This is a genomic window from Priestia sp. TSO9 (assembly GCF_021029645.1).
Lineage (GTDB): Bacteria > Bacillota > Bacilli > Bacillales > Bacillaceae_H > Priestia > Priestia megaterium_E.
This window is the reverse complement of record NZ_JAJEKD010000015.1, coordinates 1,144,989-1,163,048: the sequence shown is the minus strand read 5'-3', so window position 1 is coordinate 1,163,048 and position 18,060 is coordinate 1,144,989. Positions and strand designations below refer to the sequence as shown.

Genomic DNA, 18,060 nt, shown 5'->3' with positions numbered 1-18,060 from the left:
AGTTACGATGGATATGAATCAATATCTAGAAGTGTTTATTGAAGAAAGCAGGGAACATCTTCAAAACGTTAATGACCAGCTAATGCGTTTTGAAAAAAATACCGATGATCTTGGCTATGTAAACGAAATTTTTCGATCTGCTCATACGTTAAAAGGTATGTCTGCAACAATGGGATTTGATGATTTAGCACAATTAACTCACAAAATGGAAAACGTGTTAGATGCTGTTCGAAATCACCAACTCGACGTTCATACGGAAGTTCTTGATGCTTTGTTTGAATCAGTCGATGCGCTAGAAATAATGGTTCAATCTATTTCTGAAGGCGGCGATGGTCAGCTTGATGTCAAATTGCTTGTTCAAAAGCTGCAGCGTATTGTAGCAGAGGAACCCGTAGCACAGCATGCAGCTTCTTCCATTGAGTACGATGAATTAGTACAAACGCTGCTCAGCCAAACGGCAGACCAAGGATTTAACGCGTTTGAAATAACCGTACAGCTTGAACGCACCTGCTTATTAAAAGCTGCACGCGCGTATATGGTGTTTGATGTGTTAGAGCAAGCAGGAGACGTTATTAAGTCAGCGCCAACTGTTCAAGATATCGAACAAGAAAAATTCGAATCATCTTTTATCGTTATATTAGTAACAAATGAATCACAAGAAAAGCTGCAGGCGAGCATTATGGAAGTCTCTGAAGTAGAAAGTGTGAAAATTGCTGCGGTCCCCGTAAAAAAGGAGACAGAAATGGAGGAGCTTGTTTCAGCAGAAGTAGCAGCAGCCATACAGGAAGTTACCGTGTCAGCACCTTCTAAATCGCCTGTTGAAGAGAAAAGACAGCCATCAAATAACAAGACGATTCGAGTTAATATTGACCGTTTGGACAGTCTTATGAACTTGTTTGAAGAACTAGTTATTGATAGAGGCAGGTTAGAACAAATATCAAAAGAATTGAATAATAGCGAATTAGATGAAACGGTCGAGCGGATGTCCCGTATTTCTGGAGATTTGCAAACCATTATTTTAAATATGCGTATGGTGCCTGTAGAAACCGTTTTTAATCGTTTTCCCCGTATGGTGAGACAGCTTTCAAAAGATTTAGGGAAACAAATTGAACTTCAAATTGTCGGAGCTGATACAGAGCTGGACCGGACCGTCATTGATGAAATTGGAGATCCGCTTGTTCACTTATTAAGAAATGCCATTGACCACGGAATTGAAATGCCTCAAGCACGCTTAGAGAACGGAAAGAATGAAAAGGGAACGATTCGCCTTAAAGCTTATCATAGCGGAGATCATGTCTTTATTGATTTAGAAGATGACGGGGCGGGCATCAATCGTGAAAAGGTACTGCAAAAAGCGTTAGATAGAGGAATTATTGATGGAAAAACAGCTGAAACGCTGACGGATAAACAAGTGTATGAGCTCATTTTCGCTTCAGGCTTTTCGACGGCTGAGCAAATTTCAGATGTTTCCGGACGAGGAGTAGGTTTAGATGTTGTGAAAAACACGATTGAATCGTTAGGGGGTTCTGTAACGATCGATTCTAACGAAGGATACGGTTCGCGTTTTTCTATTCAACTGCCGCTCACTCTTTCTATCATTTCTGCTTTACTCGTGCAAATGAGTGAAGAGCGCTATGCCTTGCCGCTTTCTTCGATTATTGAAACAGCTATTGTTCAGCCGAAAGAGGTCATGCATGTAAACGGTCAAAAGGTTATTGACTTTCGAGGAGCCATTATTCCTCTTATTGATTTAAAAGAACTATTCACTGTGCCTAACTCAGTACAAGGCGATCATTATTCAGTAGTCATCGTGAAAAAAGGAGAAAAGACTGCCGGGCTAATTGTTGATTCTTTTATCGGTCAGCAGGAAATTGTTTTAAAATCTTTAGGGCATTATCTGCCGGGTGTGTTTGCTATTTCAGGAGCCACGATTTTAGGCGATGGACAAGTAGCACTTATCATTGATTGCAACGCTTTGATCAAATAACAAATGCTGTAAAAAGAAAGGGAGAAAGGCATGAAAATTATTGTGTTTCAATTGGGAGACGAGGAGTACGGAATCTCAGTAGAAGAAGTGCAGTCGATTGAAAAGATTCAGCACATAACACGCGTTCCTGGAGTGAAAGAATACGTAAAAGGTGTTATTAATCTTCGCGGCGTTATTACACCGATTATTGATTTGCGCACTCGTTTTAACTTGCAAGAACAGCTTAACCATGAGCTGACACGTATTATTATGGTTCGTCTTAATGATGTAGAAGCAGGTTTGATTGTCGATGCGGCAAATGATGTAGTGGATATTGATGAAAAAACAATTGCTTCAGTGCCTGAAACAGTTGAAGGAACAGCTGTAGAATATTTAAACGGAGTCGTTAAAGTAGATAGTCGTTTAATTGTTCTTCTAAATTTACCTAAAGTGCTCTCTTTAGAAGACCACCTCCAGTGAGCCAAACGAATAATGGATATCACGCTGAAGGTTCTAGGAGTTGAAGAATCGTGAGAGATGATAAACAAGTGATTAAGGTAGGAATTGCCGAAATGAATGTTACACATGCACCTGCAGTGCTTCGAACAGCGGGATTAGGATCATGTGTAGGAGTTGTCGTTTATGACTCTGTTCACTCAGTAGCTGGGCTCGCTCATGTGATGCTTCCGGATTCAAGCGGGGCTAAATGTCCTTTTAATAGAGCTAAATATGCAGATACAGCCATTTTTGATTTGATAAATATGTTGATTAAACAAGGCGCACATAGAAAATTGTTGAAAGCAAAAATAGCAGGAGGCGCGCAGATGTTTCAATTTGAACCAAGAAATGATGTCATGCGAATTGGCCTTCGAAATGTTCAAGCAGTAGAGAGAGAGCTGCATAGAAACAGTGTAGACATTGCAGCAAAAGCTACAGGAGGACACAATGGACGCACAATTGAATTTGATCCTCAAACGGCTATTTTAAAGGTTCGTACGATTAACGAAGGGATAAAAACGATATAAAGCGCGCTCTGACGGTTTAATAGCGCTATAAAAAGGAGTTGAAAGACCCTTGAAAAGTATACAAGAAGTTGAAGAACATAAAATTTGGCAGGAATGGATAGAGACGAGAGACTCACATGCAGGAAACATGCTTGTTAAAAAGTACATGCCGCTCGTTAACTATCACGTTCAGCGGATTAGCGTGGGGCTGCCGAAGAATATTCATAAAGAAGAGCTTCGTAGTTTAGGGTTAATCGGCCTTTACGATGCTTTGGAAAAGTTTGATTACGGTAGAGACTTAAAGTTTGATACATATGCGTCTTTTCGAATTCGAGGGGCGATAATAGACGGGCTTCGCAAAGAAGATTGGTTATCAAGAAGCGCAAGGGAAAAGACGAAAAGGATTGAGCAAGCAACAGAAGCACTTGAACAAAGATACTTGCGCAGAGTTGCACCAAGTGAGGTTGCAAAAGAAGTAGGCATGACAGAAGCAGACGTTGTTCATACAATGAACGAAGGCTTTTTAGCTAACGTGTTATCAATGGAAGAACAGCCGAAAGAGTATGAAGATGGAGAGCAAAAATATACGATTAAAGATGAAAAAACGCTCTCTCCTGAAGAGGAGCTAATTAACGACGAACGATATCAAGAGCTTGCTGAAGTTATCGAGCAGCTAAATGAAAAAGAGCAGCTCGTTGTTTCATTATTCTATAAAGAAGAGCTGACTTTTACAGAAATCGCACAGCTGTTAGGGCTATCTACTTCACGTATTTCTCAAATTCATTCGAAAGCGCTGTTTAAAATGCGTACGAGTTTAAGCAAAATAATTTAGTGAAGAGGTAGAAGGATGGGGTTTTTACTCACAGTTAGTTTTTTAATTCATGGTCTATCACTGTTTTGCATTATTCTTTTATATATGCAAGTGACCAAAGTGAAAAGGATTGAACGCTTGCACCAGCAAAATATAAATAAAATGGAAGCTGCAATGAGTTCGTATCTTGCTGAATTTCAGGAACAAAACGAGCAGTTTTTAAGGCAGCTTCGAGAGCGTTCCACTTCGCTTTCTTCGGAAGTGGAAAAAAGCAGCGTAAAATCACCTTTGGTAGATGAAGAAGACGTGCCTGTTCAAAGGGTGGATCTAAAAAGTGAGCCTTCCCAGTCGCTGCATGAACTTCTTTCTATAGAAGAAAATCAGAAGCATATACGCACACCTTTTGATGAATTAACTACAGACCAAATTCAAGATTTGTCAGGTGAAGAGATAAAAGAATTTTCCGTTTATTTAAAGGAAAAAGGTTTAACAATCGAAGAAATTGCAAAACATTTACACAGAGGGAAAACTGAAATTGAATTATTATTGAAATTTCATCAATAAACTTAATGAAACGCTTGCTTGTGAAAAAGGAGTGTGCTATATTTGTTTTTGGTGTTATTACACACGCTTGTTGATTCGGTTGATGGTGCTACTTTTTGTAGTTTCGGCTGAAGATGAAATGAGCGGAGGAGACTTAAAACCATTAGGAGGAAAAACACATGTCAGTAATTTCAATGAAACAATTACTAGAAGCTGGTGTACATTTCGGTCACCAAACTCGCCGTTGGAACCCAAAGATGAAGAAATACATCTTCACTGAGCGTAACGGCATCTACATTATCGATCTTCAAAAAACAGTTAAGAAAGTAGAAGAAGCGTACAAATTCGTTAAAGAATTAGCTGCAGACGGCGGTACTGTTTTATTCGTAGGTACGAAAAAACAAGCTCAAGATTCTGTTAAAGAAGAAGCAGCTCGCGCTGGTATGTACTTTGTTAACCAACGTTGGTTAGGTGGTACATTAACTAACTTCTCAACTATCCAAAAACGTATCAAACGTTTAAAAGATATCGAAAAAATGCAAGAAGACGGTACTTTCGAAGTACTACCTAAGAAAGAAGTAGTTCAACTTAAAAAAGAGTTAGAGCGTCTTGAAAAATTCTTAGGCGGCATTAAAGATATGAAACAACTTCCAGATGCATTATTCATCATTGATCCTCGTAAAGAGCGTATTGCAGTAGCGGAAGCTAAAAAATTACACATTCCAATCGTTGGTATCGTAGACACTAACTGTGATCCAGACGAAATTGACTATGTAATCCCTGCAAACGATGATGCAATTCGTGCTGTTAAACTTTTAACTTCTAAAGTTGCTGATGCTATTCTAGAAGCTAAACAAGGTGAAGAAACAGCAGTTGAAACTGAAACAACTACTGCTTAATTCCGTGAAAGGTGATAAGAGGGAATAGCCTTTTATCACCTTTTTTTGAAAAGATTTAACCCATTTATATACATTAATTACATACCCAAACAAGGAGGCTACACATTATGGCAATTACTGCTCAAATGGTAAAAGAATTACGTGAAAAAACTGGCGCTGGTATGATGGATTGTAAAAAAGCGTTAACTGAAACTAACGGTGATATGGAGCAAGCAATCGATTTCTTACGTGAAAAAGGTATTGCAAAAGCTGCTAAAAAATCAGACCGTATTGCTGCTGAAGGTCTAACTTACATCGAAACTCAAGGTAACGAAGCTGTTATCTTAGAAGTTAACTCTGAAACTGATTTCGTTGCGAAAAACGAAGGTTTCCAAAAATTAACAAAAGAATTAGCTGCTCACATCTTAGCTAACAAACCAGCTGACGCTGCTGAAGCTGCTACTCAAAAAATGGAAAACGGTGCAACTGTTGAAGAACACATCAACTCTGCAATCGCTACAATCGGAGAAAAATTATCTCTACGTCGTTTCGCTGTAGCAACAAAAACTGATGCTGATGCATTCGGTGCTTACCTACATGCTGGCGGACGTATCGGTGTGTTAACAGTATTATCTGGTACAACTGAAGAAGCTGTTGCAAAAGACGTTGCTATGCACATCGCTGCAATCAACCCTAAATACATCTCTCGTGACCAAGTTTCTGCTGAAGAAACTGAGCGTGAGCGCGAAGTATTAACTCAACAAGCATTAAACGAAGGCAAACCAGAAAAAATCGTTGCAAAAATGGTTGAAGGTCGCCTTGGCAAATTCTTCGAAGATATTTGCTTACTAGATCAAACATTTGTTAAAAATCCTGATCAAAAAGTACGTCAGTTCGTTGAGAGCAAAGGCGCTACTGTTGAAAGCTTCGTTCGTTTTGAAGTAGGAGAAGGTATTGAGAAACGTCAAGACAACTTCGCTGAAGAAGTAATGAACCAAGTTAAAAAGTAAGGGTTTGACCGTATAGGGAACACTGTGTGTTCCCTTTTTTACAAAAGAGATCTCACCGTTAACGATGGAGGTAAGCATGAGTCAAGCAAAATATAATCGTATTGTATTAAAGTTAAGTGGAGAAGCATTAGCTGGTGAAGAGGGTTTTGGTATTAACCCATCCATCATCAAATCTGTTGCTGAACAAGTAAAAGCCGTTTATGAATTAGGTGTGGAAATTGCTGTAGTCGTTGGTGGTGGAAACATTTGGCGTGGTAAAATTGGCAGTGAAATGGGTATGGATCGTGCCGCTGCTGATTATATGGGAATGCTAGCAACAGTAATGAACTCTTTGGCTCTTCAAGATAGCTTAGAGAACATCGGTGTGCAAACACGAGTTCAGACTTCTATCGAGATGAGACAAGTAGCAGAGCCTTATATTAGAAGAAAAGCTGTTCGTCATCTTGAGAAAAAACGCGTTGTTATTTTCGCCGCGGGTACAGGAAACCCTTATTTCTCTACAGATACAACAGCAGCTTTGCGTGCAGCTGAAATCGAAGCTGACGTGATCTTAATGGCTAAAAACAACGTAGATGGCGTTTATAATGCAGATCCTAAGCTTGTACCTGATGCTGTAAAATACGAAACATTAACGTATATTGATGTTTTAAAAGATGGACTAGCTGTTATGGATTCTACAGCTTCTTCATTATGTATGGACAATGATATTCCGCTAATTGTTTTTTCAATTACGGAAGAAGGCAATATTAAACGTGCCGTTACAGGCGAAAACATTGGAACAATTGTAAAGGGGAAATAAACATGCCAAAACAAGTGTTGCAAAACGCAAAAGAAAGAATGGAAAAAGCAATTCAATCATTTAGCCGCGAACTAGCATCAATTCGTGCTGGACGTGCAAGCGCGTCACTTCTTGACCGCGTAACGGTAGAATACTACGGTGCACCAACACCAATTAACCAATTGGCGCAAGTAAGCGTGCCTGAAGCTCGTATGCTTGTTATTCAGCCTTATGACAAATCACAAATTGGTGAAGTTGAAAAAGCTATTTTAAAATCTGACTTAGGGTTAACACCTACAAGCGATGGAACTATTATCCGTTTATCGATTCCTGCTTTAACGGAAGAGCGTCGTCGTGAGTTAGTGAAAATGGTGAAAAAATATGCTGAAGAAGCAAAAGTTGCGGTTCGTAACGTACGCCGTGATGCAAACGATGATTTCAAAAAGTTAGAGAAAAAAGGTGAAATTACTGAAGACGATTTACGCGGCTACAGTGATGACATTCAAAAACTAACGGATGATCATATCGTAAAAGTGGATAAAGTGGCGAAAGATAAAGAAGAAGAAATTATGGCAGTTTAAGTCATTTCAAGGTAAAATATATTGTAAAAGACCCTCTATTGTTTACAGGGGGTTTTTTTGTTAATAATGTGTAGTAAGAAAAAACTCACATAAGCCACACGTTTATGTGAGAGCGTACAACGGGGGACCTTTGCATGTTAAGAAAATTTCAAGCATGGAAGAAAAGTCAAGATTTAAATACACTGTCTTTGTCAGAACGAAAAGATCAAGTGAAACAGCACCCTGTTCCTGAACATATTGCAATTATTATGGATGGGAACGGTCGTTGGGCGCAAAAACGAGCTCTTCCTCGCATGATGGGCCATCATGAAGGAATGAAGGTAGTGCGTCATGTGACCAGATCGGCCAATGAATTAGGTGTTAAAGTATTAACTTTATATGCATTTTCCACTGAAAATTGGAAGCGCCCCAAAATTGAAGTCGAGTTTTTAATGAAACTGCCAGAGGAATTTTTAACAACCTTTCTGCCTGAGCTAATTGAAAAAAATGTGCAAGTTCGTATTATGGGGGATAAAAGTGAGCTCCCTGCCCATACGATTCGAGCCGTGGATAACGCAATTGAAAAAACAAAGCATAACACAGGGCTGATTTTAAACTTCGCGCTCAATTACGGTAGCCGTCACGAAATCATGGGCGCTATTCAGTCATTGGTAGAAGATGTAGAACAGGGAAAAGTAGCTTCCTCTTCTATTTCAGAAAATTTATTTTCTTCCTATTTAATGAGCAAAAGCCTTCCAGATCCGGATTTGCTTATTCGTACAAGCGGTGAGCTTCGCTTAAGTAATTTTATGCTTTGGCAGCTAGCTTACACAGAGTTTTGGTTTACAGAAGTATTATGGCCAGATTTTAAAGAAAATCATTTAATCGAAGCAGTCGAGGCGTTTCAAAAGCGCGGTCGCCGCTTTGGTGGTGTATAAGAAGGTGTGGAAAACAAGATGAAACAGCGCATTATCACCGCGATTGTAGCACTTGCGGTATTTGTGCCGATTGTTTTAATTGGAGGGTTACCTTTTACCCTTATTATGTATGTAATCGGAACAGTTGGTGTAATTGAGCTTTTAAAAATGAAACATTTGAAAGCAATGTCTTTTCCAAGTATCATTAGTTTATTGGTAACCTGGGTGTTTTTACTACCAAATGGAAGAGATGTTGCATTTCAATTCTTAAGTGAACATAAGATAGAAGTAGCGCTTGCTGCTGTCCTTCTTTTATTAATGTACACGGTTGTAGTTAAAAATAAATTTACCTTCGATGACGTTGGGTTTATTTTATTAACGACAGTATATGTTGGCTTTGGCTTTCATTATTTTATCGAGGTTCGTCAAGAGTTTGGGTTAGCTTATTTGTTCTTTGCTTTTCTTATTATTTGGGCGACGGATTCCGGAGCTTATTTTATTGGACGAGCAATGGGGAAACGAAAGCTATGGCCGGAAATCAGTCCCAATAAAACAATTGAAGGTTTTGTTGGTGGCGTCGTATGCGCTATCGTAGTAGCCATTGTATTTAAGCTGTTAGCAAATATTGATCAAACTATGATTGAACTACTCGTAATTGGTATTATTGTATCGTTATTTGGACAGATGGGTGATCTTGTACAATCAGCGTTCAAACGTCACTATGGCGTAAAAGATTCAGGAAAGATTTTACCGGGTCATGGTGGGGTTTTAGACCGTTTTGACAGTTTGATGTTCATCATGCCAATTTTAGCTTTTTTATTATCTCTATAAAAAAGATGTCTTTGTTTTAATAGGAGTGAATATACTTGAAGAAAATTTCCTTGTTAGGAGCTACAGGTTCAATCGGTACTCAAACCGTTGATATTGTTCGAGCGCATCCGGAGCATTTTGAGCTCTCAGCAATCTCTGTAGGTCGAAATATTAATGAAGCAAGAAAGATTATTCAGCAGTGTAAGCCAGCCCTTGTTTCTGTGATGAAGAAAGAAGATTGTCTGTCACTGCAAGCAGAATTCCCTTCTATTCGATTTGTTTATGGAGAAGAAGGGCTTGTGGAAGTGGCAACTCATCCATCCACAGAAGTTTTAGTAAATGCTGTTCTTGGAAGTGTAGGGTTGACTCCTACGCTAGAAGCAATCAAAATGAGAAAAACGATTGCTATTGCAAATAAGGAGACACTTGTTACCGCTGGTCACCTTGTCATGGAAGCAGCCAAGGAATATGGCGCTGATATTTTACCGGTAGACAGTGAGCACTCAGCTATTTTTCAAAGTTTGCAAGGGCAAGATCAAAAAGCAATAGACCGTTTAATTTTAACGGCTTCTGGAGGGAGCTTTCGAGATAAAACGAGAGCAGAACTACAGGGAGTAACGGTTGAAGATGCATTAAATCATCCAAACTGGTCGATGGGAGCTAAAATTACAATTGATTCGGCAACGATGATGAATAAGGGACTAGAAGTGATTGAAGCACATTGGCTTTTTGATCTTCCCTATGAGAAAATTGATGTATTGTTACATAAAGAAAGCATCATTCATTCTATGGTAGAGTATTCTGATACAAGCGTTATTGCTCAGCTTGGAACGCCTGATATGCGCGTGCCAATTCAATACGCGTTAACGTATCCAAAACGCATGTCTTTACCTAACACCAAGCGTTTAAGTTTGGCGGATATTGGTCAGCTTCACTTTGCTAAAATGGATGAAGAGCGTTTTCGCTGTTTAGCTTTTGCATTTGAGGCTGGCAAAGCGGGTGGAACACTTCCGACTGTTTTAAATGCAGCTAATGAAGAAGCTGTTCAAGCCTTTTTAGATGGTCACATTACATTTTTGCAAATTGAAGATGTGATTGAAAAAGCAATGAATGAACATACTGTAATACAGAAACCTTGTTTATCTACTATTAAAGAAGTAGATTTAGAAGCAAGAGAGTTTGTTAGATCCGCCATCTCTCGATAATGTGCGTGCGAGAGAAGCCACCCACTTATTTCTGGTGGGTGGAGGTTTGACTCTATTACATGAAGGGGGTAATACCCATTGAACACAGTCATTGCGTTTGTCGTCATTTTTGGAGCTCTTGTATTCTTTCATGAGCTTGGTCATTTAGTTTTTGCAAAGCGTGCAGGCATCTTATGCCGTGAGTTTGCCATTGGGTTTGGTCCCAAAATCTTTTCATTTAAACGAAATGAAACAGTTTATACCATTCGCTTGCTGCCTCTAGGTGGATTTGTTCGAATGGCTGGAGAAGATCCAGAAATGATCGAAGTAAAGCCTGGTCAAATGGTGGGCCTCATGTTTGATAAGGAAGGCAAAGTAAATAAAGTCATTATTAATAACAAGGAACAGCATCCAAATGCAAAAGTTATTGAGGTAGAGCAAGCAGACTTAGAGCATAATCTATTTATTTCAGGTTATGAAGAAGGTGAAGATGAACGTCTGCAAAAATTCGAGGTAGCAGAAGAATCTTACTTCGTTATGGACGGAGAAGAAATTCAAATTGCACCTTACAGCCGTCAGTTTGCTTCCAAAACTCTTGGTCAGCGTGCGCTAGCCATTTTCGCTGGTCCGCTAATGAACTTTATATTAGCCTTTGTTATTTTTATCGTTCTTGGGATTTCTCAAGGATATGTTGTTGACAAACCCGTGATGGGCAAATTAACATCAGATGGAGTAGCCGTTGATGCGGGACTTAAACAAGGAGATAAAGTTCAAGCAATTGATGGACAAAGTGTTTCAACGTGGGATGATGTCGTAAAAGTAATTCAAAAACATCCTGAACAGCAAATTACATTCACGGTTCAGCGCGGCAGCAAAACGCTAGATATTCCGATTACACCTGAAAGTCGCAAAGTTGGGGAACAGACAATTGGACTAATTGGCGTATATGCACCGGTTGAAAAGTCATTCATTGGTTCGATCACGCACGGGGCTACTGAAACATATACGTGGATGAAAGAAATCTTAACGGGTCTAGGGAAGCTTGTGACAGGACAGTTCAAACTGGATATGCTTTCTGGTCCTGTAGGTATTTACGCAGCAACCGATCAAGTAGCACAGTCAGGCATTTATTATCTAATGAAATGGGCAGCCGTTTTAAGTATTAACTTAGGGATTGTCAATTTGCTTCCACTTCCTGCTTTAGATGGAGGACGACTATTGTTCTTCGCTGTAGAAGGAATTCGCGGTAAGCCAATTGATCGTCAAAAAGAAGGTATTGTTCATTTTATCGGTTTTGCTTTATTAATGCTGCTGATGCTCGTTGTAACGTGGAACGATATTCAAAAGTTCTTTTTATAAGACATACGCTCAGCGAGGGATATTCCCTCGCTGATTATATGAAAATTGCGGCATGGTCCGCCTTAAAAAATAAGATAGAGAAGTAAGCAAAGAGGTGCGAGGTTATGAGACAAAGTTCTACATTGATTCCTACATTAAGAGAAGTGCCAGCTGATGCGGATATAAAAAGCCATCAGCTTCTATTGCGCGCAGGTTACATGCGCCAAAATGCAAGCGGTGTGTACAGCTTTTTACCGCTTGGTAAGCGCGTATTGCAAAAAGTTGAACAAATTGTTCGTGAAGAGATGGACCGTGCAGGTTCTGTCGAATTATTAATGCCTGCTTTACAACAAGCTGAATTGTGGCAAGAGTCTGGCCGCTGGTATTCATACGGACCTGAGTTAATGCGTATGAAAGATCGTCACGGCCGTGAATTTGCTTTGGGAGCAACACACGAAGAAGTTATCACAAGCTTGCTTCGTGACGAAGTGAAGTCATACAAACGTTTACCGCTAAATTTATATCAAATTCAAACGAAGTTCCGCGATGAAAAACGTCCACGCTTTGGCTTATTACGCGGTCGTGAATTTATTATGAAAGATGCATATTCGTTCCATGCTTCTCAAGAAAGTTTAGATGAAGTATATGACAAAATGTTTGCTGCCTACAGCCGCATCTTTGAGCGCTGCGGATTGAATTTCCGTGCGGTTATCGCTGATTCAGGTGCAATGGGCGGAAAAGATACGCATGAATTTATGGTTCTTTCTGAAATCGGGGAAGATACAATTGCTTATTCAGATACATCTTCTTATGCAGCAAATGTTGAAATGGCACCGGTTGTAAATACGTATGAAAAATCAGGTGAAGCTGAAAAAGAATTAATAAAAGTGGAAACACCAAATCAGCATAGCATTGAAGACGTAGCTGCTTTCTTAAATGTTGAAGCGACTTCTTGTATCAAGTCACTTTTATTTAAAGTAGATGATCGTTTTGTGCTTGTACTTGTTCGCGGGGACCACGAAGTAAACGATATTAAAGTGAAAAATTATTTTGAAGCTTCCGTTGTTGAACTGGCAACTCCAGAAGAAACAAAAGAAGTATTAAAATGCGCAGTTGGTTCAGTAGGACCGATTGGTGTAAGTGATTCAGTAGAAGTGGTAGCTGATCATGCGGTAAAAGCAATTGCTAACGGTGTATGCGGAGCAAATGAAGAAGGTTATCACTACACAAATGTGAATGAACGTAACTTTAATGCAACTTACGAAGATTTCCGCTTCATCCAAGAAGGGGATCAGTCACCGGATGGACAAGGCGTTATCAAGTTCGCTAAAGGTATTGAAGTGGGCCACGTCTTTAAACTAGGAACTCGCTACAGTGAAGCGATGGGAGCAACGTATCTAGATGAGAACGGACGCAGCCAGCCAATGATTATGGGCTGCTATGGTATCGGTGTTTCTCGTACAGTAGCTGCGATTGCAGAACAATTTAATGATGAAAACGGTCTTCTATGGCCAGAAGCTGTTACGCCTTATCAAGTGCACGTTATTCCAGTTAACGTGAAAAATGATGAACAGCGTGAACTAGGTGAGAAATTATATAATGAGTTATTAGATAATCGCTTTGAAGTGCTGTTAGATGACCGCCAAGAGCGTGCAGGAGTAAAATTTGCAGATTCAGATCTAATTGGTCTTCCTGTTCGAGTAACAGTTGGTAAACGTGCATCTGAAGGAATTGTAGAAGTAAAAGTACGCAAAACTGGGGAGTCATTAGAAGTGTCAGTTGACAATCTTGTTTCAACAGTGAAAGAACTGCTAGCGAAGTAATGAAGCAGCGGGGATTTGTATCCCTGCTGTTTTTATGTTTATAAACAGAACATATGACAGAATAGAAGTCATTTATGTTAAAATAGATTGCACTCATTTATAAAAGGAGGCAGAAAACTTGGAAGCACAAACGCTAGGAAAAAAAGAGCGTTTTAAGTTGCTGCTGCAGCAGTTAGAGCTGACGAGTGATCAAATTGTTCCTTACTTTGAAAACGCAGCGATTGAAAAGCTCGTCATTCAGAAAGAACAAAAAAAATGGCATTTCCATTTTTCTTTAGAAGGGTTATTACCTTTTGAGATTTATGAGTTATTCCATGCTCGCATGTCTTCAGCTTTTTCTCATATTGCGAGTGTTTCTTTTTCTATTCAAACCGTTAATAAACAATGTACGGAAGAGCATGTACAGTCATATTGGAAGCATTGTATTGGAGAAATGCAGGGCATATCTCCCCTTTTACAGTCGCTTTTACAAGATCAAATGCCGAGATTGAACGGTGCCAAATTGATTGTGAACGCACGACATGATGCAGAAGGAACGGCTTTACGTAAAAAGTATAGTCAGTTAATTGCTGATCAGTATGCGTCCTATGGGTTTCCGAACCTTCAGCTAATGACGGAAGTTGTACATTCAGAAGAAGCATTTCAGCAGTTTGTAGAGCAACGAAAACAAGAAGATACAGAAAAAGTATTACAAGCCATCACAGAAATGCAAAATAAAGAAAATGAAAAAAGTGATGGGCCAGACCTACCAAAAGGTCCGCTTACAATTGGATATACGATTAAAGACGAGACGGTTCGCCTGGATTCCATTGTGGATGAAGAAAAGCGAATTGCCGTTGAAGGATACGTATTTGATGCAGAAACGAGAGAATTACGAAGCGGACGTACGCTTCTTATTTTTAAAGTGACAGATTATACAAACTCTATTATGGTTAAAATGTTTTCGCGTGACAAAGAAGATATTCCTTTACTTCAAGCGATTAAAAAAGGAATGTGGGTGAAGGTTCGCGGAAGTGTACAAAACGATACATTTGTCCGTGATCTAGTTATGATTGGAAATGATGTTAACGAGATTACCGGTCCCGCTAGACAGGATACAGCGCCTGAAGATGAAAAGCGTGTGGAACTTCACTTGCATACGCCAATGAGTCAAATGGATGCTGTTTCATCTGTTGGAGCTTTAGTCGGACAAGCCAAAAAATGGGGACATCCAGCTGTAGCGATAACTGATCACGCGGTTGCACAGTCGTTTCCTGAAGCGTATGGAGCCGGGAAGAAGAACGGCATTAAAATACTGTACGGAGTGGAAGTCAATTTAGTAGACGACGGCGTGCCAATTGCCTATAACCCGCAGCATGTGGATTTGACAGAAGCAACTTACGTAGTATTTGACGTCGAAACAACCGGTTTGTCAGCTGTATACGATACGATTATTGAACTTGCTGCCGTGAAGATGAAAGAAGGCGAAATCATCGATCGGTTTGAACGGTTTGCAAATCCTCATCATCCTCTGTCTGCAACAACAATTGAACTGACGGGTATTACAGATGATATGGTCCAAAATGCGCCTGAAATCTCAGAAGTACTTCGTGATTTTCATGAGTGGATGGGCGACAGTATTTTAGTTGCTCATAATGCAAGCTTTGATATGGGATTTTTAAATATGGGACTGCAAAAAATCGGATTAGAAAAAGCAGCTAACGGCGTTATTGATACGCTTGAACTCGGAAGATTTTTGTATCCGCATATGAAAAACCATCGTTTAAATACTCTTGCTAAAAAGTTTGATATTGAACTTGTGCAGCATCACCGCGCGATTTATGATGCGGAAACAACCGGCTATTTGTTAAATAAAATGTTGAAAGATGCATTTGAACGCGAAATTACAATGCACGATCGCTTAAATGATTATATGGGAGAAGGTAATGCATATCAGCGGGCCCGTCCTTATCATGCGACGCTTTTAGCACAAAACAACGTAGGTTTAAAAAATCTATTTAAACTCGTTTCGATTTCTCATTTAAATTACTTTTATCGAGTTCCGCGAATTCCAAGATCTCAGCTCGACAAATATCGGGAAGGCATCTTGATTGGAACCGCATGTGACCGAGGCGAAGTATTCGAAGGCATGATGCAAAAAGGAATCGATGAAGTAGAAGGAGCAGCTGAATTTTATGATTACATCGAAGTACAGCCTCCTGACAACTACAAGCACTTAATTGAACTGGATTTAGTGCGAGATGAGAAAGCTTTAAAAGATATTATCAGCAATATTGTGAAGCTCGGTGAAAAGATTGGAAAGCCGGTTGTAGCAACAGGAAATGTTCACTATCTCAATCCGGAAGACAAAATTTACCGAAAAATTTTAATTGGTTCACAAGGCGGGGCTAACCCGTTAAACCGTCATCAGCTGCCGGATGTTCATTTTAGATCAACGGATGAGATGCTGAATTGTTTTTCATTTTTAGACGGGGACAAAGCGAAAGAAATTGTTGTTCATAATACGCAAAAAATAGCGGATATGATTGACGATATTAAACCAATTAAAGATGATTTATATACGCCAAAAATTGAAGGTGCAGACGAAGAAATGCGTGAAATGAGCTATGCGATGGCACGCAGCATCTACGGTGAAGAGCTGCCTGAAGTAGTAGAAGCTCGTCTAGAGAAAGAGTTGAAAAGTATTATCGGCCACGGGTTTGCCGTTATTTACTTGATCTCGCATAAACTCGTTAAAAAATCCTTGAATGATGGTTACTTAGTTGGTTCACGTGGTTCCGTAGGGTCTTCATTCGTTGCCACGATGACGGAAATTACAGAAGTAAACCCACTGCCGCCGCATTATGTTTGTCCAAAATGTAAGAAATCCGAGTTTTTTAATGACGGTTCCGTTGGTTCCGGATTCGACTTGCCGGACAAAAGCTGCGACGATTGTGGCGTACCATTTATTAAAGATGGACACGATATTCCGTTTGAAACGTTCTTAGGATTCAAAGGAGACAAAGTTCCCGATATCGATTTGAACTTCTCCGGAGAGTATCAGCCGCGAGCTCACAACTATACAAAAGTACTGTTTGGAGAAGATAATGTATACCGCGCGGGAACAATCGGTACAGTAGCCGAAAAAACAGCTTATGGCTATGTAAAAGGCTATGCCGGTGACCGTGATTTACATTTGCGAAACGCAGAAGTGGATCGTTTAGTAGCAGGATGTACGGGCGTAAAACGTACAACTGGTCAGCATCCAGGGGGGATTATCGTTGTGCCGGACTATATGGATATCTTCGATTTTTCACCGATCCAGTTTCCAGCTGATGACCGTAATTCCGAATGGAGAACAACTCATTTTGACTTCCATTCGATTCATGATAATTTATTAAAACTTGATATACTCGGACACGATGATCCGACCGTGATTCGCATGCTTCAAGATTTAAGTGGAATTGATCCAAAAACGATTCCGACGGATGATCCTGAAGTGATGAAAATTTTCAGCGGAACGGAATCACTTGGCGTAACAGAAGAGCAAATTATGTGTAAAACAGGAACGCTTGGCATACCTGAATTTGGAACGCGCTTTGTGCGTCAAATGTTAGAAGATACGAAGCCAACGACGTTTTCAGAGCTTGTTCAAATCTCGGGACTGTCGCACGGGACGGACGTATGGCTTGGTAATGCACAGGAGCTAATTCGCAATGATATTTGCAACTTAAGTGAAGTAATCGGCTGTCGTGATGACATCATGGTTTATCTGATTTATCAAGGTCTTGAACCTTCACTTGCCTTTAAAATTATGGAGTCTGTACGTAAAGGAAAAGGGCTAACACCTGAATTTGAAGAAGAAATGATCAAAAATGGTGTTCCGGACTGGTATATTGATTCTTGTAAAAAGATTAAGTATATGTTCCCTAAAGCCCATGCGGCTGCTTATGTATTGATGGCCGTGCGTATTGCTTATTTCAAAGTGCACCATGCGCTTCTTTATTACGCAGCATACTTTACGGTTCGTGCAGATGACTTTGATATTGATACGATGATCAAAGGCTCAACTGCTATTCGAGCGAAGATGGAAGAAATCAATGCCAAAGGTTTAGATGCATCTCCTAAAGAGAAAAACTTATTAACGGTGCTTGAGCTTTCTTTAGAAATGTGCGAACGAGGCTATTCATTTAAAAAAGTAGATTTATATGAATCTAGCGCAGACGAATTTTTAATTGACGGCACGTCTTTAGTTCCACCGTTTAATGCCATTCCCGGTCTTGGGACAAATGCAGCGCTGAACATTGTAAAAGCTCGTGAAACAGGAGAGTTTTTATCGAAAGAAGACTTGCAGCAGCGAGGCAAAGTATCGAAGACGATTTTAGAGTATCTAGACAACCATGGATGCCTTGAATCATTACCTGATCAGAACCAGCTTTCTCTTTTCTAACATTTGCAT

General features: G+C 39.8%; 15 protein-coding genes. All 15 read left to right on the top strand.

Going from position 1 to position 18,060, the window contains the following annotated elements; all coding sequences use genetic code 11:
* The first annotated feature begins 7 nt into the window (after positions 1-7).
* Complete coding sequence (locus tag LJC66_RS21175; RefSeq protein WP_230933497.1) at positions 8-1,987, top strand: chemotaxis protein CheA; 1,980 nt, start codon at positions 8-10, stop codon at positions 1,985-1,987.
* A 30-nt stretch (positions 1,988-2,017) separates the two neighbouring features.
* Positions 2,018-2,446 (top strand): chemotaxis protein CheW, encoded by a 429-nt coding sequence (locus LJC66_RS21170; RefSeq protein ID WP_014458457.1) that lies wholly within the window; start codon positions 2,018-2,020, stop codon positions 2,444-2,446.
* A 50-nt stretch (positions 2,447-2,496) separates the two neighbouring features.
* The gene (locus tag LJC66_RS21165; protein ID WP_025750300.1) at positions 2,497-2,991 is read left to right on the top strand and encodes a chemotaxis protein CheD; all 495 of its coding nucleotides are present in this window, start codon (positions 2,497-2,499) and stop codon (positions 2,989-2,991) included.
* A gap of 49 nt (positions 2,992-3,040) precedes the next feature.
* A complete protein-coding gene (locus tag LJC66_RS21160; protein WP_025750299.1) occupies positions 3,041-3,802 on the top strand; it encodes a FliA/WhiG family RNA polymerase sigma factor in 762 nt (253 codons plus the stop codon).
* Between the two features lie 15 nt (positions 3,803-3,817).
* The gene (locus LJC66_RS21155) at positions 3,818-4,345 is read left to right on the top strand and encodes a hypothetical protein (RefSeq protein ID WP_195695995.1); all 528 of its coding nucleotides are present in this window, start codon (positions 3,818-3,820) and stop codon (positions 4,343-4,345) included.
* Positions 4,346-4,503: 158 nt separating this feature from the next.
* Positions 4,504-5,223 (top strand): 30S ribosomal protein S2, encoded by a 720-nt coding sequence (gene rpsB, locus LJC66_RS21150; protein ID WP_013058850.1) that lies wholly within the window; start codon positions 4,504-4,506, stop codon positions 5,221-5,223.
* Positions 5,224-5,330: 107 nt separating this feature from the next.
* Positions 5,331-6,212, top strand: a complete 882-nt coding sequence (tsf, locus tag LJC66_RS21145; protein WP_013058849.1) for a translation elongation factor Ts — start codon at positions 5,331-5,333, stop codon at positions 6,210-6,212.
* A gap of 76 nt (positions 6,213-6,288) precedes the next feature.
* On the top strand, positions 6,289-7,011 hold the full coding sequence (gene pyrH / locus LJC66_RS21140) for a UMP kinase (RefSeq protein WP_013058848.1): 723 nt from the start codon (positions 6,289-6,291) through the stop codon (positions 7,009-7,011).
* A gap of 2 nt (positions 7,012-7,013) precedes the next feature.
* Positions 7,014-7,571, top strand: coding sequence for a ribosome recycling factor (gene frr, locus LJC66_RS21135; RefSeq protein WP_013058847.1), 558 nt, complete (start codon positions 7,014-7,016; stop codon positions 7,569-7,571).
* 134 nt (positions 7,572-7,705) lie between these two features.
* Positions 7,706-8,488 (top strand): undecaprenyl pyrophosphate synthase, encoded by a 783-nt coding sequence (locus tag LJC66_RS21130; protein WP_013084770.1) that lies wholly within the window; start codon positions 7,706-7,708, stop codon positions 8,486-8,488.
* 18 nt (positions 8,489-8,506) lie between these two features.
* On the top strand, positions 8,507-9,298 hold the full coding sequence (locus LJC66_RS21125; protein ID WP_230933496.1) for a phosphatidate cytidylyltransferase: 792 nt from the start codon (positions 8,507-8,509) through the stop codon (positions 9,296-9,298).
* 35 nt (positions 9,299-9,333) lie between these two features.
* A complete protein-coding gene (gene dxr / locus LJC66_RS21120; protein WP_013058844.1) occupies positions 9,334-10,482 on the top strand; it encodes a 1-deoxy-D-xylulose-5-phosphate reductoisomerase in 1,149 nt (382 codons plus the stop codon).
* A 78-nt stretch (positions 10,483-10,560) separates the two neighbouring features.
* On the top strand, positions 10,561-11,820 hold the full coding sequence (rseP, locus tag LJC66_RS21115; RefSeq protein ID WP_230933495.1) for an RIP metalloprotease RseP: 1,260 nt from the start codon (positions 10,561-10,563) through the stop codon (positions 11,818-11,820).
* 104 nt (positions 11,821-11,924) lie between these two features.
* The gene (locus LJC66_RS21110; protein ID WP_230933494.1) at positions 11,925-13,622 is read left to right on the top strand and encodes a proline--tRNA ligase; all 1,698 of its coding nucleotides are present in this window, start codon (positions 11,925-11,927) and stop codon (positions 13,620-13,622) included.
* Between the two features lie 118 nt (positions 13,623-13,740).
* Entirely contained in the window at positions 13,741-18,051 is a 4,311-nt protein-coding gene (locus tag LJC66_RS21105; protein WP_230933493.1) for a PolC-type DNA polymerase III, read from the top strand.
* Positions 18,052-18,060: the final 9 nt, after the last annotated feature.